Annotated in this window: 19 protein-coding genes and 1 riboswitch; of the genes, 15 read left to right on the top strand and 4 right to left on the bottom strand. The window is 70.6% G+C overall.

Going from position 1 to position 21506, the window contains the following annotated elements:
* Positions 1-44 precede the first annotated feature (44 nt).
* From ABZ434_RS13740 to ABZ434_RS13800, 13 genes are all read left to right on the top strand, one after another.
* A complete protein-coding gene (locus tag ABZ434_RS13740; protein ID WP_359135154.1) occupies positions 45-974 on the top strand; it encodes an ABC transporter permease in 930 nt (309 codons plus the stop codon).
* On the top strand, positions 967-1752 hold the full coding sequence (locus ABZ434_RS13745) for an ABC transporter ATP-binding protein (RefSeq protein ID WP_359135155.1): 786 nt from the start codon (positions 967-969) through the stop codon (positions 1750-1752). The genes ABZ434_RS13740 and ABZ434_RS13745 overlap by 8 nt, the downstream gene beginning before the upstream one ends.
* A gap of 446 nt (positions 1753-2198) precedes the next feature.
* The gene (gene hpnC, locus ABZ434_RS13750; protein ID WP_359135157.1) at positions 2199-3119 is read left to right on the top strand and encodes a squalene synthase HpnC; all 921 of its coding nucleotides are present in this window, start codon (positions 2199-2201) and stop codon (positions 3117-3119) included.
* A gap of 29 nt (positions 3120-3148) precedes the next feature.
* A complete protein-coding gene (hpnD, locus tag ABZ434_RS13755) occupies positions 3149-4069 on the top strand; it encodes a presqualene diphosphate synthase HpnD (protein ID WP_359135159.1) in 921 nt (306 codons plus the stop codon).
* A 119-nt stretch (positions 4070-4188) separates the two neighbouring features.
* The gene (hpnE, locus tag ABZ434_RS13760) at positions 4189-5577 is read left to right on the top strand and encodes a hydroxysqualene dehydroxylase HpnE (protein ID WP_359135161.1); all 1389 of its coding nucleotides are present in this window, start codon (positions 4189-4191) and stop codon (positions 5575-5577) included.
* A complete protein-coding gene (locus ABZ434_RS13765; protein ID WP_359135163.1) occupies positions 5574-6677 on the top strand; it encodes a polyprenyl synthetase family protein in 1104 nt (367 codons plus the stop codon). The genes hpnE and ABZ434_RS13765 overlap by 4 nt, the downstream gene beginning before the upstream one ends.
* A gap of 107 nt (positions 6678-6784) precedes the next feature.
* The gene (shc, locus tag ABZ434_RS13770; RefSeq protein WP_359135165.1) at positions 6785-8788 is read left to right on the top strand and encodes a squalene--hopene cyclase; all 2004 of its coding nucleotides are present in this window, start codon (positions 6785-6787) and stop codon (positions 8786-8788) included.
* A complete protein-coding gene (locus ABZ434_RS13775; RefSeq protein WP_359135167.1) occupies positions 8788-9444 on the top strand; it encodes a 1-hydroxy-2-methyl-2-butenyl 4-diphosphate reductase in 657 nt (218 codons plus the stop codon). Before shc ends, ABZ434_RS13775 begins: the two co-directional genes overlap by 1 nt.
* Positions 9445-9449: 5 nt before the next feature.
* Positions 9450-10469 carry an adenosyl-hopene transferase HpnH gene (hpnH, locus tag ABZ434_RS13780; RefSeq protein WP_359135169.1) on the top strand — a complete coding sequence of 340 codons (1020 nt, stop codon included), beginning with the start codon at positions 9450-9452 and terminating at the stop codon, positions 10467-10469.
* Between the two features lie 176 nt (positions 10470-10645).
* Positions 10646-12574, top strand: a complete 1929-nt coding sequence (gene dxs, locus ABZ434_RS13785; RefSeq protein WP_359135171.1) for a 1-deoxy-D-xylulose-5-phosphate synthase — start codon at positions 10646-10648, stop codon at positions 12572-12574.
* Positions 12571-13968 carry an aspartate aminotransferase family protein gene (locus tag ABZ434_RS13790; RefSeq protein ID WP_359135173.1) on the top strand — a complete coding sequence of 466 codons (1398 nt, stop codon included), beginning with the start codon at positions 12571-12573 and terminating at the stop codon, positions 13966-13968. The genes dxs and ABZ434_RS13790 overlap by 4 nt, the downstream gene beginning before the upstream one ends.
* A gap of 85 nt (positions 13969-14053) precedes the next feature.
* Positions 14054-14662, top strand: a complete 609-nt coding sequence (locus ABZ434_RS13795) for an XRE family transcriptional regulator (RefSeq protein WP_359135175.1) — start codon at positions 14054-14056, stop codon at positions 14660-14662.
* Positions 14663-14709: 47 nt separating this feature from the next.
* Positions 14710-14886 carry a DUF6126 family protein gene (locus ABZ434_RS13800; protein ID WP_359135176.1) on the top strand — a complete coding sequence of 59 codons (177 nt, stop codon included), beginning with the start codon at positions 14710-14712 and terminating at the stop codon, positions 14884-14886.
* Between the two features lie 21 nt (positions 14887-14907).
* On the opposite strand, the gene ABZ434_RS13805 is transcribed toward ABZ434_RS13800, so the two are convergent.
* Positions 14908-15720, bottom strand: a complete 813-nt coding sequence (locus tag ABZ434_RS13805) for a tyrosine-protein phosphatase (protein WP_359135178.1) — start codon at positions 15718-15720, stop codon at positions 14908-14910.
* 480 nt (positions 15721-16200) lie between these two features.
* Positions 16201-16353: riboswitch (cyclic di-AMP (ydaO/yuaA leader) on the top strand.
* A gap of 5 nt (positions 16354-16358) precedes the next feature.
* On the opposite strand from ABZ434_RS13805, the gene ABZ434_RS13810 reads away from it, so the two are divergent.
* Positions 16359-17294, top strand: a complete 936-nt coding sequence (locus ABZ434_RS13810; protein ID WP_359135180.1) for a LysM peptidoglycan-binding domain-containing M23 family metallopeptidase — start codon at positions 16359-16361, stop codon at positions 17292-17294.
* 224 nt (positions 17295-17518) lie between these two features.
* Positions 17519-18364, top strand: coding sequence for an SGNH/GDSL hydrolase family protein (locus ABZ434_RS13815; protein ID WP_359135182.1), 846 nt, complete (start codon positions 17519-17521; stop codon positions 18362-18364).
* A 14-nt stretch (positions 18365-18378) separates the two neighbouring features.
* Here the strand turns inward: ABZ434_RS13815 and ABZ434_RS13820 are convergent, their stop codons facing one another.
* From ABZ434_RS13820 to ABZ434_RS13830, 3 genes are read right to left on the bottom strand one after another with little or no spacing between them, the layout of a single operon-like run.
* Positions 18379-19266: an STM4011 family radical SAM protein gene (locus tag ABZ434_RS13820; protein ID WP_359135184.1), complete on the bottom strand. Its 888-nt coding sequence runs from the start codon at positions 19264-19266 to the stop codon at positions 18379-18381.
* Positions 19267-19273: 7 nt separating this feature from the next.
* The gene (locus ABZ434_RS13825) at positions 19274-20638 is read right to left on the bottom strand and encodes an STM4012 family radical SAM protein (protein ID WP_359135186.1); all 1365 of its coding nucleotides are present in this window, start codon (positions 20636-20638) and stop codon (positions 19274-19276) included.
* A complete protein-coding gene (locus ABZ434_RS13830; protein ID WP_359135283.1) occupies positions 20635-21450 on the bottom strand; it encodes an STM4013/SEN3800 family hydrolase in 816 nt (271 codons plus the stop codon). Before ABZ434_RS13830 ends, ABZ434_RS13825 begins: the two co-directional genes overlap by 4 nt.
* Positions 21451-21506: the final 56 nt, after the last annotated feature.

Consider the following 21506-nt stretch of genomic DNA (forward strand, 5'->3'; position numbering starts at 1 on the left):
CGCCCGCGACTGGCTGCGCGTTTTGAATACGAGAGTTTCATCTGGTGAGTGACACAACCCATGACGGTGCTGTTGCGTTGAGCACCCCGCCATCGGCCGATGACGGCCTGAGCCCAGCCGATCTGGCCACGAAGTACGGTCTGACGGTCAGCGGTGCACGGCCCGGGCTCTTCGAGTACGTGCGCCAGCTCCGCGGACGACGCCACTTCATCATGGCGTTCTCCCGGGCCAAGCTGACCGCCCAGTACAGCCAGGCCAAGCTGGGACAGCTGTGGCAGGTGGCCACCCCGCTCCTGAACGCCGCGGTGTACTTCGTCATCTTCGGCCTGATCCTCGGTACGAAGAAGGGGATGGAACCGGAGGTCTTCATCCCCTTCCTGGTCACCGGGGTCTTCGTCTTCACCTTCACCCAGAGCTCGGTGATGGCGGGGGTCCGCGCGATCTCCGGCAACCTCGGTCTGGTGCGGGCGCTGCACTTCCCGCGCGCCTCGCTGCCCATCTCGTTCTCACTCCAGCAGCTCCAGCAGCTGCTGTACTCGATGATCGTGCTGGTCGCGGTGACGGTGGGATTCGGCAGTTACCCGCGACTGTCCTGGCTGCTGGTGATTCCCGCGCTGGTCCTGCAGTTCTTCTTCAACACGGGGCTGGCGCTGATCATGGCGAGGCTCGGGGCCAAGACGCCCGACCTGGCCCAGCTCATGCCGTTCGTCATGCGGACCTGGATGTACGCCTCCGGCGTGATGTTCTCCATCCCGGTGATGCTCGCCGACAAGCCGGCCTGGATCGCCGATGTGCTGCAGTACAACCCGGCGGCCATCTACATGGACCTGATCCGCTTCGCGATGATCGACGGTTACGGCTCCGAGAACCTGCCGGCGCACGTCTGGGCGGTGGGTCTCGCCTGGGCGATCCTGGTGGGCGTGGCGGGCTTTGTGTACTTCTGGAAGGCAGAGGAGCGGTACGGCCGTGGCTGAGGACAACACCGCGGGGCGCGTCCCCACCGTGATCGCCGACGATGTGCACATCGTGTACCGCGTCAACGGCGGTGGCGGTGGCAAGGGCGGCGCCACCGCGGCACTGAGCCGGATACTGCGCCGTGGCAAGGGGGAGGAGCGCGGGGTCCGCAAGGTGCACGCCGTACGCGGCGTCTCCTTCACCTCCTACCGTGGCGAGGCCATCGGCCTCATCGGTACGAACGGCTCCGGCAAGTCCACCCTGCTGCGGGCCATCGCCGGGCTCCTGCCGACCGAGCAGGGCAAGGTGTACACGGATGGTCAGCCCTCGCTGCTCGGGGTGAACGCCGCGCTGATGAGCGACCTGACGGGCGAGCGCAACGTCGTGCTCGGCGGGCTCGCCATGGGGATGAGCCGCGAGGAGATCCGCGAGCGGTACCAGGACATCGTCGACTTCTCCGGCATCAACGAGAAGGGCGACTTCATCACCCTGCCGATGCGGACGTACTCCTCCGGCATGGCCGCCCGGCTGCGCTTCTCCATCGCGGCCGCCAAGAACCACGACGTCCTCATGATCGACGAGGCGCTGGCGACGGGTGACCGCAAGTTCCAGATCCGCTCCGAGCAGCGCATCCGGGAGCTCCGCAAGGAGGCCGGCACCGTCTTCCTGGTCAGTCACAGCAACAAGTCGATCAGGGACACCTGCGACCGGGTGCTGTGGCTGGAAAAGGGCGAACTGCTGATGGACGGTCCGACCGACGAGGTCCTCAAGGCGTACGAGCGCGAGACGGGCAAGTAGGGCGTAGCCGACGTCGCGTACTGCAGCGGCCTTTGCCGGAGCGTTCCGGCAAAGGCCGCTGTGCTGCTTCCGGATTGTGGGCCGGGCTCCGGACGTCCACGGCTCGTCGTACGGTGCCCGGCGCGATCTCCTCCCGCCGGATGACGTCAATTTCCTTGCGCGAGGGGAAAGTTGACAGGGCGAAGCGCGCATGTGCTGTGGGCCCCGCACCCCGGCGCATGGATGAGCGTTGTGCAACGTAAGCTGTACCGGTGCTGATTCGTTGCAAGTGGGGCGATACCGCCTGTGGGGACGGCTCGTAGTCGTCCTCCGCACTCGGGAGAGCGGGCGGCGTGTCCGGAATGGGATGTTTTGGGTCAGCAGTGTAGAACGGGAGATGTGACGGCTATGACGGACGATCTCCAGCTCCGAGGTGCTCACGCCGTCCTCGCGCAGGGCGGTACGCAGTGACCCGTACCCCGCAGGCGCGGCTTGATTCCGCCGTACCCGGAACCCTTGACAAGGCTGCCGACGAGAACTTTCCGGTGGCCCCCTTCTTCCTGCCGCGTGCCTGGCGCGACGACCTGATGGCCGTCTACGGCTTCGCCCGGCTCGTCGACGACATCGGCGACGGCGACCTCGCCCCCGGCGGCGCCGACGCACGGCACCTCGGTCTGGACCCGGCGCAGGGCGAGGACCGGCTCGCGATGCTCGACGCGCTCGAGACGGATCTGCGCCGGATCTTCGCCACCACCGGCGAGACCCCGCACCATCCGCTCCTGCAGGCACTGCGCCCTACCGTGCGGCGCCGCGCGCTCACCCCCGAACCCTTCCTCGGTCTCGTCGAGGCCAACCGGCAGGACCAGAAGATCCGCCGCTACGGGACGTACGAGGAGCTCCTCGCCTACTGCGAGCTCTCCGCCAACCCCGTCGGCCGCCTGGTCCTCCAGCTCACCGGCACCGCCAGTCCCGAACGCGTCCGCCGCTCCGACGCCGTCTGCACCGCGCTGCAGATCGTCGAGCATCTTCAGGACGTCACCGAGGACCTCGGGCGTGACCGGATCTATCTGCCGGCCGACGACATGGCGCGGTTCCACGTCACCGAATCCGACCTGGCGGCACCCTCCGGGAGCGCATCGGTGCGGGCGCTGATCGCGTACGAAGCCGAACGCGCCGGGGATCTGCTGAATGAAGGCACCCCCCTGGTGGGTAGCGTCCACGGCAGGCTCAAGCTGCTTCTCGCCGGATTCGTGGGAGGGGGGCGCGCCGCCCTCACCGCGATCGCGGCCGCCGGGTTCGATGTACTGCCCGGACCCCCCAAACCCACCAAGCCCAGCCTGCTGCGCGAGGTGGGAGTTGTTTTGCGAAGAGCGCGTAGAGAGGGGTGAGCCGGACCGTGGAGGGACAGACGACGTACATGTCGGCACCGGTACAGGCCGCATACAGTTACTGCGAGGCGGTCACCGGACAGCAGGCGCGTAACTTCGCGTACGGCATCAGGCTGCTGCCCGTCGAGAAGCGGCAGGCCATGTCGGCCCTGTACGCCTTCTCCCGACGGGTCGACGACATCGGTGACGGCGAGCTGGAACCGGAGACCAAACGCGTCCGCCTGGAGAGCACCCGCGCGGTGCTGGACCGGATCCGCGGCGGAGCGGTCGACGAGGACGACACCGACCCGGTGGCCGTCGCGCTCGCCGACGCCGCCCGCCGGTTCCCGCTGCCGCTCGAAGGGCTCGACGAGCTCATCGACGGGGTGCTGATGGACGTGCGCGGCGCGACCTACGAGACGTGGGACGACCTGAAGGTCTACTGCAGGTGCGTCGCGGGCGCCATCGGCCGCCTCAGCCTGGGCGTCTTCGGTACGGAACCCGGCGCCCCGGGCAGTGAGCGCGCGGCCGAGTACGCGGACACGCTCGGCCTGGCACTCCAGCTGACGAACATCCTGCGCGACGTACGCGAGGACGCGGGCAACGGCCGGACCTATCTGCCTGCCGACGACCTCGCCAAATTCGGCTGCTCCGCCGGCTTCCACCGGGCCACCCCGCCGCCCGGCTCCGACTTCGCCGGGCTGGTCCACTTCGAGGTCCGGCGCGCCCGGGCACTGTTCGCCGAGGGCTACCGGCTGCTGCCGATGCTCGACCGGCGCAGCGGGGCCTGCGTGGCAGCCATGGCCGGCATCTACCGCCGGCTCCTCGACCGGATCGAGCGCGACCCCGAGGCGGTGCTGCGCGGCCGGGTCTCGCTCCCGGGCCACGAGAAGGCGTATGTGGCGGTGCGCGGCCTGTCGGGCCTCGACGCGCGCCACATCTCGCGCCGCACGACCAGGGGGCGTGTCTGAATGCATCACACGGGCATCTCGCGCACCATGTGCATCATGGACGATCACTCCGCACGGCAGGCAACCCCCTGCCGCGCGGTTGCGTCCCTGACTGAAAAGACCTGGCGAGAGGGGGACGCATGACGGACGACGCCCTGCGTTCCTCGCGCGCGGTCGTGATCGGCGGCGGTCTCGCCGGCATGTCGGCGGCCCTGCGCCTGGCCGATGCCGGGCTTGACGTGACCCTGCTCGAAGGACGGCCCCGGCTCGGCGGTCTCGCCTTCTCCTTCCGGCGAGGCGAACTGACGGTCGACAACGGCCAGCACGTCTACCTGCGCTGCTGCACCGCCTACCGCTGGTTCCTGGACCGGGTCGACGGCGCCCGGCTGGCACCGCTGCAAAACCGTTTGGACGTGCCCGTTCTCGACGTCGGGCGGCTCGCGGGGCCCCGGCTCGGACGGCTGCGCCGCAACGGCCTCCCGGTGCCGCTCCACCTGGCAGCCGGGCTCGCCGCCTATCCGCACCTCTCGCTCGCCGAGCGCGCCAGCGTCGGGCGCGCCGCGCTGGCGCTCGGCCGTCTGGACCCGGACGACCCCGCGCTCGACGACGTCGACTTCGGCAGCTGGCTCGCCCGGCACGGTCAGTCGCCCCGCACCGTCGAGGCCCTGTGGGACCTGGTGGGCGTGGCCACGCTCAACGCCACCGCGCCGAACTCCTCGCTCGCGCTCGCCGCCAAGGTCTTCAAGACCGGACTGCTCTCCGAGCCCGGCGCCGCCGACATCGGCTGGGCCTCCGTGCCGCTCGGGGACGTCCACGACACGCTCAGCCGCAAGGCCCTGGACTCCGCAGGCGTCCGTACCGAGCTGCGGACGAAGGCCGGAGCGCTCACCCGCACCGACGACGGACGCTGGGTCGTCGACACCGGGGCCGAACGGATCGAGGCGGACACCGTCGTGCTGGCCGTGCCGCAGCGCGAGGCCCATGACCTGCTGCCCGAGGGTGCGCTCGACGCACCGGAGCGGCTGCTGGAGATCGGCACCTCCCCGATCCTCAACGTGCACGTGGTCTACGACCGCAAGGTGCTCAGGCAGCCGTTCTTCGCCGCACTCGGCTCGCCGGTCCAGTGGGTCTTCGACCGGACCGAGGCCTCCGGCCTCACCGGTCCCGGCCAGTACCTCGCGGTCTCCCAGTCCGCCGCCGACGAGGAGATCGACCTGCCCGTCGCCGAGCTCCGCGCGCGCTACCTGCCCGAGCTGGAGCGGCTCCTGCCCGCCGCCCGCGGGGCCGGGATCCGGGACTTCTTCGTCACCCGGGAGCGGACGGCGACCTTCGCGCCCGCGCCCGGCGTCGGCCGGCTGCGGCCGGGCACGCGGACCCGCGCCCCCGGCCTCTTCCTGGCCGGTGCATGGACCGCGACCGGCTGGCCCGCCACGATGGAGGGCGCCGTCCGTAGCGGTGCCGGCGCCGCGGACGCCGCACTCCTGGCGCTCGGCCGCCCCCACGAACATCCGCTGCAGGAGGCGGCATGAGCAGTACCACCGGAACAAGAGGAGAGTCAGTGACCCCGGCGAATCCGGCTTCCGACACCGTGGCGGACACCACGGACGTCACCGCGCTTCTGGAGCGCGGACGGGCCCTTTCCGCGCCGGTGCTCCGGGCCGCCGTTGACCGGCTCGCACCGCCCATGGACACCGTGGCCGCCTATCACTTCGGCTGGATCGATGCCCAGGGCAGGCCCTCCGACGGCGACGGCGGCAAGGCCGTCCGCCCGGCGCTGGCCCTGCTGTCCGCCGAAGCGGCCGGCGCCGCGGCCGAGGCCGGCATCCCCGGCGCCGTGGCCGTCGAGCTCGTACACAACTTCTCGCTGCTGCACGACGACCTGATGGACGGCGACGAGCAGCGGCGCCACCGCGACACGGTGTGGAAGGTGCACGGCCCCGCCCAGGCGATCCTGGTCGGCGACGCGCTCTTCGCCCTCGCCAACGAGATCCTGCTGGAGCTCGGCACCGTCGAGGCGGGCCGCGCGGCCCGGCGGCTGACCACAGCCACCCGCAAGCTCATCGACGGGCAGGCCCAGGACATCTCCTACGAGCACCGCGAGCGGGTCACCGTCGAGGAGTGCCTGGAGATGGAGGGCAACAAGACGGGCGCCCTGCTCGCCTGCGCCTGCTCCATCGGCGCGGTGCTCGGCGGCGCCGACGACCGGACCGCCGACGTCCTGGAGGCGTACGGCTACCACCTCGGCCTCGCCTTCCAGGCGGTCGACGACCTGCTCGGGATCTGGGGCGACCCGGAGTCCACCGGCAAGCAGACCTGGAGCGATCTGCGTCAGCGCAAGAAGTCCCTGCCGGTCGTCGCCGCGCTCGCCGCCGGCGGACCGGCCTCGGAGCGCCTGGGCGAACTGCTCGCCGCCGACGCGAAGAGCAGCGACTTCGACAGCTTCTCCGAAGAGGAGTTCGCCGCCCGTGCGGCGCTCATCGAGGAGGCGGGCGGCCGCGAGTGGACCGCTCAGGAGGCCCGTCGTCAGCATGCGGTCGCCATCGAGGCGCTGCATGGTGTGGACATGCCCGAATCCGTGCGGGCGCAGCTCACGGCGCTCGCGGACTTCGTCGTCGTACGAAAGAGATGATGACCATCACCTCAATATGACTCGCAGTCGCCGGCCGGTGCCCGTCACGGGCGCCGGCCGACGGAGACCCCAGCACAGCAGAGGACCAACTGCACGAAGGGGAAGCCATGACAGCGACGACCGACGGAAGCACCGGGGCTGTGGATCCCCGCGCAGCCTCGGCCAGTAATCCGACCACCGAATCGACGATCGCCGCGGACGACGTACTGGCCGCCGCGCGGCGGGCCATGGAGCGCTCGGTCGAGCACCTCCTCGGCAGGCAGGACGAGCAGGGCTGGTGGAAGGGCGACCTCGCCACCAACGTCACCATGGACGCCGAGGACCTCCTGCTCCGGCAGTTCCTCGGCATTCAGGACGCCGCCACGGTCCAGGCGGCCGGCCGCTTCATCCGCGGCGAGCAGCTCGGCGACGGCACCTGGGCCACCTTCCACGGTGGCCCCGGGGACCTCTCCGCCACCATCGAGGCGTACGTGGCACTGCGTCTGGCCGGGGACCGGCCGGACGAACCGCACATGGCCCGGGCCGCGGGGTGGGTGAGGGAGCGGGGCGGGATCGCGGCGAGCCGGGTGTTCACCCGGATCTGGCTGGCCCTCTTCGGCTGGTGGAAATGGGACGACCTGCCGGAGCTCCCACCCGAGCTGATGTTCTTCCCCAAGTGGGTCCCGCTCAACATCTACGACTTCGGCTGCTGGGCCCGCCAGACCATCGTGCCGCTCACCGTCGTCTCCGCGAAGCGGCCGGTACGGCCGGCACCCTTCGCCCTGGACGAGCTGCACACCGATCCGGACGAACCGAACCCGCCGCGCCGCCCCGCTCCGGTCGCGAGCTGGGACGGCGTCTTCCAGCGCCTCGACAAGGCGCTGCACCTCTATCACCGGATCGCCCCGCGCAGACTGCGCCGGATCGCCATGAACGCGGCCGCCCGCTGGATCATCGAACGCCAGGAGAACGACGGCTGCTGGGGCGGTATCCAGCCGCCCGCCGTGTACTCCGTCATCGCCCTGCACCTGCTCGGCTACGACCTCGACCACCCGGTCATGCGGGCCGGACTCGAGTCCCTCGACCGCTTCGCGGTCTGGCGCGAGGACGGCGCGCGCATGATCGAGGCCTGCCAGTCCCCGGTCTGGGACACCTGCCTCGCCACCATCGCGCTCGCCGACGCCGGCGTGGGCGCCGACCACCCGGCGCTGGTGAAGGCGGCGGACTGGATGCTCGGCGAGGAGATCGCGCGACCCGGAGACTGGTCGGTACGAAGGCCCCAACTGGCACCAGGGGGTTGGGCGTTCGAGTTCCACAACGACAACTACCCCGATATCGACGACACCGCCGAGGTGGTCCTCGCGCTGCGCCGGGTCCGGCACCCGGACCAGGCGAAGGTCGAGGCCGCCATCGAGCGCGGCGTGCGCTGGAACGTCGGCATGCAGTCCCGCAACGGCGCCTGGGGGGCATTCGACGCCGACAACACCAGCGCGTTCCCCAACCGGCTGCCGTTCTGCGACTTCGGCGAGGTCATCGACCCACCGTCCGCCGACGTCACCGGGCACGTGGTGGAGATGCTCGCCATCGAGGGCCACTCCGGACATCCCGCGACCCGGCGGGGAATCGAGTGGCTGCTCGCCGAACAGGACGCGGCCGGCGGCTGGTTCGGCCGCTGGGGCGTCAACTACGTCTACGGGACCGGCTCGGTGGTGCCCGCCCTGGTCGCCGCCGGACTGCCCGCCTCGCACCCCTCCATCCGCCGCGCGGTCGGCTGGCTGGAATCCGTCCAGAACGACGACGGCGGCTGGGGCGAGGACCTGCGCTCGTACAACGAGGACAAGTGGATCGGCCACGGAGCCTCGACGGCATCCCAGACCGCGTGGGCCCTGCTGGCGCTCCTCGCAGCCGAACGGCGGGACACCGTGGCCGTCTCACGCGGCATCGCCTGGCTGGCACAGACCCAGCAGGCCGACGGCTCCTGGGACGAGCCGTACTTCACCGGGACCGGCTTCCCCTGGGACTTCTCCATCAACTACCACCTATACCGGCAGGTCTTCCCGCTGACCGCACTCGGACGGTACGTGCACGGCGACCCGTTCGCGGGCCGCACGGCGGTCCGCGAGGGGATCTGATGGGCGATGCCCCGGGGCCGGCCGGCCCCGCCCCGCTGCTCATCGCCTGCGCGCTGGGCATCGAGCAGCTGGCCCTGCGCACCGGCAGGGCCGGGGCAGGCCCCGCCCCGGGGCCCGTGACCGTACTCCGTACGGGGATGGGACCGAAGGCGGCCGAAACGGCCGTGGCGAGGGCGCTCGGCGAGGGCCGGGCGCTGGGCGCCGCGGTCATCGCCTCGGGGTTCTGCGCCGGGCTCGCCCCCGGCATGCACCCCGGCGACCTGGTGGTGGCCGACGAGACCCGGACAGCCGGGCAGTCGGACACCTGCACCGGCACGGAACTGCTCGCCGACGCACTCGCCAGGGCCGTACCCGGACGCACCGTCCACACCGGTCCGCTGACCGGCTCCGACCATGTCGTACGAGGGCATGAACGGGCCGGGCTGCGGGCCACCGGAGCAATCGCGGTGGACATGGAGTCCGCCGCGACCCTGCGCATCGCCCTGCGCTCCGGGCCACGCCCGGTTGCGGCCGTACGGGTGGTCGTGGACGCTCCGGAGCATGAGCTCGTCCGCATCGGCACGGTCCGCGGTGGAATATCGGCTTTCCGCGTTCTCCGTGCCGTCCTGCCGGCTTTCTATGAATGGCACCGATCTTTGCTGCTCCCCAGGAGGTGAGCTAGATGGCCATGCCGCTCCGTCAGTCCATCAAGGTTGCGACGTACCTCATTGAACAGAAGCTCCGAAAGCGGGAGAAGTTCCCGCTGATTGTCGAGCTGGAGCCGTTGTTCGCCTGCAACCTCGCCTGCGAGGGCTGCGGGAAGATCCAGCACCCGGCCGGAGTCCTCAAGCAGCGCATGCCGGTGGCCCAGGCCGTCGGCGCCGTGCTCGAGTCGGGCGCCCCGATGGTCTCCATCGCCGGCGGTGAGCCGCTGATGCATCCGCAGATCGACGAGATCGTCCGGCAGCTGGTGGCGAAGAAGAAGTACGTCTTCCTCTGCACCAACGCGATGCTGATGCGCAAGAAGCTCGAGAAGTTCACCCCCTCGCCCTACTTCGCGTTCGCCGTCCACATCGACGGCCTGCGCGAGCGCCACGACGAATCGGTCGCCAAGGAAGGGGTGTTCGACGAGGCGGTCGTGGCCATGAAGGAGGCCAAGCGGCGCGGCTTCCGCGTCACGACCAACTCCACGTTCTTCAACACCGACACACCCCAGACCATCATCGAGGTCCTCAACTTCCTCAACGACGACCTGAAGGTCGACGAGATGATGATCTCGCCCGCCTACGCCTACGAGAAGGCACCCGACCAGGAGCACTTCCTGGGCGTCGAACAGACCCGTGAGCTGTTCAAGAAGGCCTTCGCGGGCGGCAACCGGGGCAGGTGGCGCCTGAACCACTCGCCGCTCTTCCTGGACTTCCTGGAGGGCAAGGCGGACTTCCCGTGCACGGCCTGGGCCATTCCGAACTACTCCCTGTTCGGCTGGCAGCGGCCCTGCTACCTGATGAGCGACGGGTACGTGCCCACGTACAGGCAGCTCATCGAGGAGACGGACTGGGACAAGTACGGCCGCGGCAAGGACCCGCGCTGCGCCAACTGCATGGCGCACTGCGGGTACGAGCCCACCGCTGTCCTCGCCACCATGGGGTCGCTGAAGGAATCCCTGCGCGCGGCACGGGAGACCGTCGGCGGTAACCGGTGACGTGACGACCGGGGAGAGCCGGGCGCACCGGCTCTCCCCGCTCCGCCGCCCCGGCCGCTCCCGGTGAGCCGCCCTGACGGCGCATCCGGGCGGGCCGGCGGCCGTCGGCGGGAACGCGCACGGGGGTCCCAGCCGTCATCGTGAGCCGACAACAGGACCAGAGAGGGGGCCCGGACATGACGCTGCTGCAGTCCATCCGGGGGCCGCACGATCTCAAGGCACTGAACGAACCCCAGCTCGGCGAACTCGCCGAGGACATCAGGAAGTTCCTCGTCCAGGCGGTGGCCAGGACCGGTGGTCATCTCGGCCCCAACCTCGGGGTCGTGGAACTCTCCATCGCACTGCACCGGGTCTTCGACTCACCGGTGGACCGCATTCTGTGGGACACCGGCCATCAGAGCTACGTGCACAAGCTCCTCACCGGGCGGCAGGACTTCTCCAAGCTGCGCGGCAAGGGCGGTCTCTCCGGCTACCCCTCGCGTGCCGAGTCCGAGCACGACGTCATCGAGAACTCGCACGCCTCCACCGTGCTCGGCTGGGCCGACGGCCTGGCCAAGGCCAACGAGCTCCTCGGCCGCCCCCACCACGTCGTCGCGGTCATCGGCGACGGGGCGCTCACCGGCGGCATGGCCTGGGAGGCGCTGAACAACATCGCCGCTGCCGGGGACCGCCCGCTGATCATCGTCGTGAACGACAACGAGCGCTCCTACGCCCCGACGATCGGAGGCCTCGCCGACCACCTCGCCACCCTGCGCACCACCGACGGATACGAGCGCTTCCTCTCCTGGGGCAAGGGCGTCCTGCAGCAGACCCCCGTCATCGGGCAGCCGCTGTACGAGTCGCTGCACGGTGCCAAGAAGGGGTTCAAGGACACCTTCGCACCGCAGGGCATGTTCGAGGACCTCGGCCTGAAGTACGTCGGCCCGGTCGACGGCCACGACACGGCCGCGGTCGAGTCCGCCCTCCACCGCGCGAAGCGGTTCCACGGCCCGGTGCTCGTGCACTGCCTCACCGAGAAGGGCCGCGGCTACCCTCCCGCGCTCCAGGACGAGGCCGACCGCTTCCACGCCGTCGGCGCGATGGACCCGCTGACCTGCGCACCGCTCGCTCCCGCGGCCGGCCGGTCCTGGACCGCCGCGTTCGGGGACGAGATCGCGGCGATCGGCGCGGAGCGGCCGGACGTCGTCGCGATCACCGCGGCGATGCTCCACCCCGTCGGGCTGACGAAGTTCGCCGAGGCGTTCCCCGACCGGGTCTGGGACGTGGGGATCGCCGAGCAGCACGCGACGGTGTCGGCGGCCGGACTGGCGACCGGGGGACTGCACCCCGTCGTGGCCGTGTACGCGACCTTCCTCAACCGGGCCTTCGACCAGCTGCTGATGGACGTCGCCCTGCACAGGTGCGGTGTGACGTTCGTACTGGACCGGGCCGGGGTCACCGGGCCGGACGGGGCCTCCCACAACGGCATGTGGGACATGTCCGTCCTCCAGGTCGTGCCGGGTCTGCGGATCGCCGCGCCGCGCGACGCGGAGCGGCTGCGCGCCGAACTGCGCGAAGCGGTCGACGTCGACGACGCACCGACCGTGATCCGGTTCCCGAAGGAGTCGGTGGGGGAGGAGGTCCCCGCGATCGGCACCATCGGCGGCATGGACGTCCTGCACCGCGCGGAGGACGCGGATGTGCTCCTGGTCGCGGTCGGCGTCATGGCCCCCGTCTGCCTCCAGGCCGCCGATCTGCTCACGGGCCGACACATCCGCTGCACCGTGGTCGACCCCCGCTGGGTCAAGCCGGTCGACGAGCACCTCGCGCCGCTCGCCGCGGAGCACCGGCTCGTCGCCGTCGTCGAGGACAACAGCCGTGCCGCAGGCGTCGGCTGGGCCGTGGGGCAGGCGTTGCGGGACGCCGGTGTCGACGTACCGCTGCGGACGTTCGGCATTCCCGATCAGTTCCTCCCCCACGGGAAGCGGGCCGAGGTCCTGGCCGACATCGGACTCACACCGGTCGAGATCGCGGGCCGGATCAGCGCCGCGCTGGCCACCCGGGACGCGGCCACGGGCAAGGGGCCGGGCGCCCCGGGAGACGGGCACAAGGAGAGCGGGGCATGAACGACGACGGGCCCAAGGGCTTCGATCTGGCACGGCTCCTCGCGGAGCGCGGCGCCGAACGCTACGAGCTGCACACCAAGTACCTCAACCACCAGCTGCCGCGCATGCTGCACACCATCGGCTTCGACAAGGTCTACGAACGGGCCGAGGGCGCGCACTTCTGGGACGCGGAGGGCAACGACTACCTGGACATGCTCGCCGGTTTCGGGGTGATGGGACTCGGTCGGCACCACCCCGTCGTACGCAACGCGCTCCACGACGTCCTGGACGCCTCGCTCGCCGACCTGACCCGCTTCGACTGTCAGCCGCTGCCGGGCCTGCTGGCCGAGAAGCTGCTCACGCACAGCCCGCACCTGGACCGGGTCTTCTTCGGCAACAGCGGCACGGAGGCGGTGGAGACCGCCCTCAAGTTCGCCCGCTACGCCACCGGGAAGCCCAGGATCCTCTACTGCACGCACGCCTTCCACGGGCTGACCACCGGCTCGCTCTCGGTCAACGGCGAGGCGGGCTTCAGGGACGGCTTCGCGCCGTTGCTGCCGGACACCGCCATCGAACTCGGTGACATCGATGCCCTGCGGCGTGAGCTGAAGCGCGGCGATGTGGCGGGGCTCGTGGTCGAACCGATCCAGGGCAAAGGTGTGCACGCCTCGCCGCCCGGCTTCCTGCGGGAGGCCCAGGAACTGCTGCGCAGGCACAAGGCCCTGCTCATCGCGGACGAGGTGCAGACCGGCCTGGGCAGGACCGGGGACTTCTACGCGTACCAGCACGAGGAAGGGGTGGAACCCGATCTGGTCTGTGTCGCCAAGGCGCTCTCCGGCGGCTATGTGCCCGTGGGGGCGACCCTCGGCAAGGACTGGATCTTCAAGCGCGTCTACTCCTCGATGGACCGGGTCCTGGTCCACTCCGCGAGCTTCGGCTCCAACGCCCAGGCGATGGCGGCCGGGCTCGCGGTCCTCGCGGTGATGGAGGACGAGGAGACGGTGGCCAACGCGCGCCGCACCGGCGACCTGCTCAGGGAACGGCTGGCGGCGCTGGTCGGGCAGTACGAGCTGCTGCACGAGGTGCGGGGGCGCGGGCTGATGATCGGCATCGAGTTCGGCCGGCCGGCCTCGCTGAAGCTGCGCAGCCGCTGGACCATGCTGCAGGCGGCCCGCAAGGGACTCTTCGCGCAGATGGTGGTCGTGCCGCTGCTCCAGAAGCACCGGATCCTGACCCAGGTCTCCGGCGACCACCTCGAAGTGATCAAGCTGATTCCGCCCCTCGTGATCGACGAGGCGGACGTGGACCGCTTCGTAGCCGCCTTCACGGCCGTGATGGACGACGCGCACAGCGGAGGCGGACTGATGTGGGACTTCGGGCGGACGCTGGTGAAGCAGGCCGTCGCCAACCGCTGAGCACCGGCGCGGTCGGCTGCGCGGACACTTTTGCCTCGGAGGCAAGAAATTTGCCTCCGAGGAAAGATCCTGGCCCAATGAAGGTATGAATCCTCCAGAAGGAGGGGCGGCCGACGAGCTGCCCGGGGTCGCTCCACGCCTGCGCGATCTGCGCCGCAGCCGTGGTCTCACCCTGGAGACCGCCGCCCAGCGGGCCGGACTCTCGCCCGCCCACCTGTCACGGCTCGAAACGGGCCGGCGCCAGCCCTCCCTGCCGATGCTGCTCGGACTCGCCAGGATCTACGGTACGACGGTCTCCGAGCTGCTCGGTGAGATTCCCCCCGAACGTGACGCGATCGTCCGCGGCCGCAGGTTCGAGGGCGCCGAGGCCGACGGCTGGATGTACCAGCAGGCCGGTGGCCCCGGCCGGGCGATGCAGGCCCTGCGCGTCCGGGTCCCGCACGGCGCCCAGGGCGACCTGGTGCGCGTCCACCCCGGGGAGGAGTGGCTGTACGTCCTGGCCGGGAACCTCAGGGTGACCCTCGGGGAGACGGTCCACGACCTGGCTCCCGGTGACAGCGCGCACTTCGACTCACTCACTCCGCACCGGATCGCAGCCCTGGACCACGACGGTGCCGAGTTGCTCTTCGTTCACACCCTGCTGCAGAGCCCCGCCGCCGAGCTGTGTCTCGGCAGCGGGATCCACCGTCGCTGAGGCGCCGTCCCCGCCACCGGCCCGCCGGTCGCCAGAGAGGACCTGTCATGTCCGATTCCGAGAATTACGACCCGCTCAGCCCCGCGCGGCCCAAGAAGTACGACCCGCAGGAGAAGAAGATGCCCCGCGGGCTCGTCATCAGGCTCTTCGCCTACCTGGTGGCCGGGCACGTCGTCGCGGGCTTCCTCTACCTGCTCTTCGCCGTGGGGATGCACAACCAGTAGCCGTGGGCCCCGCCCGTCCGGTCAGACCTCGTCGAGCAGGCGCTCGCGCAGCCGCTCCCGCGTGGCAGGGGTGATCTTGAGGCCGTCGGCGAGGTAGCGGTCGGTGCTGCCCCATGTCTCGTCGATGGTGGTGAAGGCGGCGGCGATGTAGTCGGGGTGGGCGCCGAAGAGCGGATTGAGCAGCTCCATCACCTCGGGAGACATGCCGGCGGCGGAGGTGTCGCTGCGGCGGATCTTGTAGCGGCGGTGAGCGTCATTGGACTTGAGGTAGTCGGCCTCGATGGCTTCGCGCTCGACGCCGACAGCGAGCAGGGAAACCGCGATCGAGAGCCCCGCGCGGTCCTTGCCCGCGGCGCAGTGCATCAGTGCGGGCACGCTGTTCTCGGCCAGGGCGTGCAGCACCCGGCTGTGCTCGGCCGTCCGCTCCAGGATCATCCGGCGGTACGAAGCGATCATGCGGTGGGTCCCCTTGCCGCCGGCCAGGATCGACCGCAGCTCGTCCATGTCGCCGTCGCGCACCATCCGCCAGAACTCCGCGCCGTCCGCCGGGTCGCTGAGCGGGATGCTCACATTGCGTACGCCCGGCAGCTCCACGTCCAGGCCGTCCAGCTTGTGGTCGGCCACATTGCGGAAGTCGAAGACGGTGTGCAGGCCGAGACCGCTGAGGAACACGGCGTCCTCGGCCGTGGCGTGAGCCAGGTGACCACTGCGGTAAAGGCGTCCGTAGCGCACCCGGCGGCCGTCCGAGGTGGGCAGGCCGCCCACGTCGCGGAAGTTGCGGACCCCCGCCAGCACGGGCTCCGTCGACGGGGTCTGCGGCACCTGCTGCGTCACGGTCACTCCTGGAGGCTCTGCCGCCGGCGCGTGTCGCCCGCGGGTCCACTCTCGTGACGATACGACATTGATTCCTCAGGCAATCATCTTGGGCGGGCCGCCACTTCGAGGCCGCGCGTCGATCCGTGGCCGCCCGGGCGGGAGGGGCTGGATCCGCCCCGGCGCCCCGACGACGGACGGCGCGATGAGCATGACATGTCCGTATTGAGCTCTTTTATTCGAACATGCCCTGCTTGTGCGGGAGATGATCCCCCTCTCGTGAGCGGGATCATATCCGTGACGGTGTGTGGCGGCGGGGCGGCTGGGTATTCCGTGCGCCGCGCGGAAAGCCAAGATCCGTAATCCACGGAGTGTGACCGGAATTCCTCGCGGATTTTCCGGAGCGGAATCCCGTACGGAACCTGTGGCTTGTTTCCGCCGTCCCGGCTCGCTTACGTTCGCTGCAATCCGGACGGACCGCCTAATCCTGCCGCCGCCCGGAATTCGCACCCACTCACCGCGTGGCAGGAGCGGGGGAACCAGGTAAGCCGCCGACCGGGAAACCGGCCGGCTCGGGGTGAAGTCGCGCCAGTCGCGACCGGACATCTCCAGTCCGAACCCGACAGCTCACCTCGTAGGCGCCGGAGAGGAAAACCTTCATGCCCATATCGGGTAAGCACCGTCGTCCCAAGTCCAGCACCATTGCCCGTGGCGTCGTCGCCGCGAGCGCCGGCGGAGCCGTCATCGCGCTTCCGCTGCTCGGCGCCACCGGTGCCCACGCCGCGGAGCAGGCCGCTCCGGCCACCTCGAAGTCGGCCGCGGTGCACGCCGCCCCGGCCAAGCCGGTCGCGAAGAAGCAGGCCGGCACCACGACCTACTCCGTGGTCTCCGGCGACTACCTGTCGAAGATCGCTGCCGAGCACAAGCTCAAGGGTGGCTGGGAGAAGCTGTACCAGGACAACCGCAAGGTCGTCGGCGACAACCCGAGCCTGATCTTCCCGGGCATGAAGCTGACCCTCGGCGGCAAGGCCTGGGGCCACACCTCGACCACCTCCACGGGCTCCACCACCCCGTCGAAGGCTCCGTCGGCCCCGGTCAAGACCGAGACGAAGGCCTCCCCGGCCTCCGACTCCTCCTCCGACGCCTCGTCGTCCGAGGAGACCTCGGCGCCGGCCGCCCAGAGCAACGACTCCGGTTACGTCCACCCGGTCCCGGGCAACCACACCACCGCCTACCGCGCCTCCGGTGCCAACTGGTCCAGCGGCAGCCACACCGGCATCGACTTCCCCGTGTCCACCGGCACGAGCGTGAAGGCGATCACCTCCGGCACCGTCGTCACCGCCGGCTGGGGCGGCGCGTACGGCAACGAGGTCGTCATCAAGCACGCCGACGGCCACTACTCCCAGTACGGCCACATGTCCTCGCTCTCCGTCTCGGCCGGCCAGACCGTGACCGCGGGCCAGCAGGTCGGCCTGTCCGGCGCCACCGGCAACGCCACCGGCCCGCACCTCCACTTCGAGATCCGCACGGGTCCGGCGTACGGCTCGGACATCGACCCGATCGCCTACCTGGCGTCGCACGGCGTCAACGTCTGATCCGGGCAACACCGGTCCGGTGACCCGGGCCTGAGCAATGCATAGAGGGACGGTGCGCGGCGGCGCACCGTCCCTCTGCCGTTGCCCGCGCCGGGCTGCGGTGCTGAGCGGCGACCGCACTTATTCCCCCTTTACCAAAAACTGACCGGGTGGTCTATCTCACCACCCGTCAACCCCATATTACGGTCGCGTAGGTCACATTCGGCGGTGCAGGATAGGCCCTTGTGGCAGACGATTCGAACAACATCCAACAGGGCGTCATCAACCGACACGGCGTCATCGGGTCGTACGCGGCGATCGGCGACAGCTTCACCGAGGGAGTCGGTGACCCCGGCCCGGGCGGCACCTTTCTCGGCTGGGCGGACCGGTTCGCGGTACTTCTCGCGGACCAGCTCCCGGACTCCGGCGCACCGACGGGCGGCGCGGTATCCGCACACGGGAACTTCCGGTACGCCAATCTCGCCGTACGAGGTCGCCTCCTCGACCAGATCGTCGAGGAGCAGGTGCCGCGCGCCAAGCTGCTCGCCCCGGATCTGGTGAGCTTCTGTGCCGGCGGCAACGACATCATCCGGCCGGGCACCGACCCCGACGACGTGGCCGAGCGCTTCGAGCGAGCGGTCGCCGATCTGACCGGGTCGGTCGGCACCGTCATGGTCACCACCGGGTTCGACACCCGCAACGTTCCCGTGCTGCGCCACCTGCGCGGCAAGATCGCCACCTACACCGCTCATGTGCGGTCCATCGCCGACCGCTACGACTGCCCGGTCCTCGACCTGTGGTCCCTGCGCTCGGTCCAGGACCGGCGGGCCTGGGACAACGACCGGCTGCACCTCTCGGCCGAAGGACACACCAGGGTCGCGCTGCGCGCCGCCCAGGTCCTCGGCATCGACGTGCCCGCCGACCCGGACCAGGAGTGGCCGCCGCAGGCACAGCGGCGAACGCTCGAAGTACGGCGCGACGACATCCAATGGGCGCGCGAGTACCTCGTCCCGTGGATCGGCCGGCGGCTGCGCGGCGAGTCCTCGGGGGACCACGTGGCGGCCAAGCGGCCCGATCTGCTGCCGCTCTGAGGGGTCCGCTGTCCTCAGTCGCCCGGGGAACCCGGGGCGGCCGAGGACGGCGGCGACGCGGGTATGCGCTCCAGCACCCCGCCCGCGAAGACGTCGTACAGCGGCAGCGTCTCCAGATGCACATAGCCGATGTGGCAGTCGCAGACGGCGAGCGGGCAGGCCCGGGGCGTCAGTGCCGCGCGGTAACTGCCGTCGTAGAGATTGCCGAGCCCGGTGCGGACGAAGTGGCAGCGGCGCACCGTGCCCTCGCCGTCCACGGAGATCACCGACTCACCGGTCCGGCAGGGCACACCCGCCGAGCGGTGCGGATGGCGGCTGTACGGGAACAGCGGGTCGATCGCCGTCCACCGCTCCGCTTCCCCGTCCGTGTAGGTGTGACCCTCGGCGGCGTTGACCCAGAGGTAGACCTCGTCGGGAAGAGCAGCCCGCAGCCGCCGCGCCTCGCCGAGGTGTCCCTCCAGCCCGACCACGCCCACGCTGTGACGGATCCCCAGGGACACCAGCTCCCCGCACCGGCCGAGGAACCGCTCGTACGGTGTCTGACCCGGGTGGTACGTGCACCACAGCGCAATCTTGTCGCGGCCCGCGACGCCCGCCGCGGCCAGCCACTGCGTACGGCCGCTGAGGTTTGTCTGGACCGCCACCCGGCGGACGTGCGGCAGCCGGGCCAGCTCCACCACCGCCCGGCGGTACCAGGAGCGGACGAGAGCCTCGCCCCACGGGGTGAACAGCACCGAGATCCGGTCCCCGGTCTGCGCCGCCGCCCACGCCGTGAAGCGCTCCAGCGCGGCCCGGTCGGCCCGCAGCTGCTCCCGGCTGTCGCGCCGCTTGGCGAACGGACAGTACGGGCAGTCGTAATCGCACGAGGCGAGTGGACCGCGGTAGAGAATCGTCAGGTCCATGCGAGGCTCACTTCAGCTCGTACGCGGCCATCGCGGCCCGCACGGCAGGGGAGAAGAGGTCGGGTCCCAGCGCGTCGGAGTGGGCGAGCCCCTCGGCCGTCAGGCGGAGCAGGCCATCGGCCGCCGCGTCCTCGTCGAGCCAGCCCCGGGCCTCGAACCGGGCGAGCTCCTCGGGGAAGTCCTCGTCGGGGCTCGTACCGAAGCGGTCGCGGTACTCGGACAGGCGCAGCCCCTCGGCCTGCAGGACGGACTGCAGGAGATGGCGGCGGCGGGCCTCGTCGCCGTCGGTGAAACGGCCCACCTCCGCCTGCGAGAAGTCCTCGGTGGCCGTGTAGCCGTCGATGATCGTCCGCACCTCGCGCATCTCCACCGCGTAGTCGAAGGAGTAGTGCAGTCGCGAGGTGTACGAGCGGGCGCCGCAGCCGAGACCGATCATGCCGTCGGTCTGACAGGCGTGGTCGTCCGGGCCCCCGGGCCGCGGGGCATCGGCGCGGCGGAACATCCGCATCGACACCTGCTCGTAGCCGTGGGCGAGGAGATGATCGCGGCCGGCCCGGTAGAGCCGTAGCCGCTGTTCGTCCCAGGCGGCGTCCGCAGCGGCTTCGTCAGCGGCCCCGAGCCTGCCCAGGCCGGTCAGCGGACGGACATAGAGCGGGTACAGGTACAGCTCCTCCGGCCGCCACCCCAGTGCCGCGTCGAGCGAGGCGCGCCAGCTCCGTTCGGTCTGGCCGCCGATGCCGTAGATCAGGTCGATGTTGAGGACCGGGATGCGGCTGTCCCTGATCCGGCCCAGGGCCGCCTCCACAGCGGCGCGACGCTGCGGACGGACGGCCGCACGGGCCTCGGCCTCGACGAAGCTCTGCACACCGATGCTGATCCGGGTCGTCCCGCGGTCGGCGAGCACGGCCAGCCGGTCGGCGGTCGCGGTCGACGGCGAGGTCTCGACGGACAGCGGCACGGACCGGAGGTCGGCGCCCATCCGCTTCTCCGCGATGTCACACAGACGCTCCAGCTCCCCTGCGGTCAGGAACGTCGGCGTCCCCCCGCCGAACGCGGCGGCGGCGAAGCGCACCGGCTCCCCGTCGCCCAGCGCGTCCCGTACGGCGGTCGCCTGCCGGTCCATCGCGTCGAGGTAGCGGGTGGTGAGCTCGTCGGGCGCGCCGATCCGCGTGAAGAGGTTGCAGAAGCCGCAGCGGACCTCACAGAAGGGTATGTGGAGGTAGAGCGAGAGCGCGTCCTTGCTCTCACCCGCCCACAGGTCGCTCAGCCCGGGCCGCCCACCGGGGTGCTCGGAGAGCCTGGCGTACGCCGTCTTGTGCGGATAGGCGTAGACGTAGCTCTGGTACGGGCGAGTGGTGTGCCGACTGGTCATCGTGCGGTGGCCCCCGGTTCCAGGAAGAAGTGCGCGTAGGGAACGGTCCAGACGGACTCGTGACCGAGCCGGTGACCGGTGTAGCCGTCGTCGCCGTACGCCGTGCCGTGGTCGGAGCAGACGATGGCGAAGGCCCGGCGACGGCTGCTCGCGGCGGCGAAGAGACGGCCGATGTGGGCGTCCACGTACTCGAGCGCGGCCGCGTGGGTCGCGCGGGTGTCGCCCGCCTCGCGGGTCGCGCCCGGCCGGTGGAACCAGTTCGGCTGGTGCAGTGCCGACACGTTGACGAAGAGGAACAGGCGCCGGCCGGCAGGGAGCTCCCGGACCACCTGCTCGGCACGGTCCACCTGTGCCTCGAACGAGCGGGGCGAGGCCACGCCGAACTCCGGCTCCCAGTGGGCCTCCTGGAACAGCCCGGGCAGCACGGAGCCGAGCGGTGCCTGTCGGTTGAAGAACCCCACCCCGCCGATGCACACCGTGCGGTATCCCTCCCCGGCGAGCGCCGAGACCAGGTCGGGGGCATCGAACACGAAGGTGCGCTCCGCCGTGGTCTCGCTGCCGGCGAACCGGGCGGCGAACAGCCGGGGATGGGGCCCCGGGATGGCCGGTGTGGGCAGGAACCCCGCGAAGATCGCCTGGTGCGAGGCGTAGGTGAAGCTCCCCGGGGCATGCCGCTTCTCCCAGACGCCGCCCGGCAGATGCCGGGCCAGATTCGGGATGCGCCCGGCGGTGGTGAGCTCCACCGCGACGTCGTACCGCAGCGTGTCCAGGGTGACGAGCAGCAGATCGTGGCTGCCCACGACCTCGCTCATGTCGGGGCCGACGGCAGCGGAGGGGTACTCGGCGGCGCCTGCGATGGCGGAGGGTG

Source organism: Streptomyces sp. NPDC005761 (assembly GCF_040630635.1).
Lineage (GTDB): Bacteria > Actinomycetota > Actinomycetes > Streptomycetales > Streptomycetaceae > Streptomyces.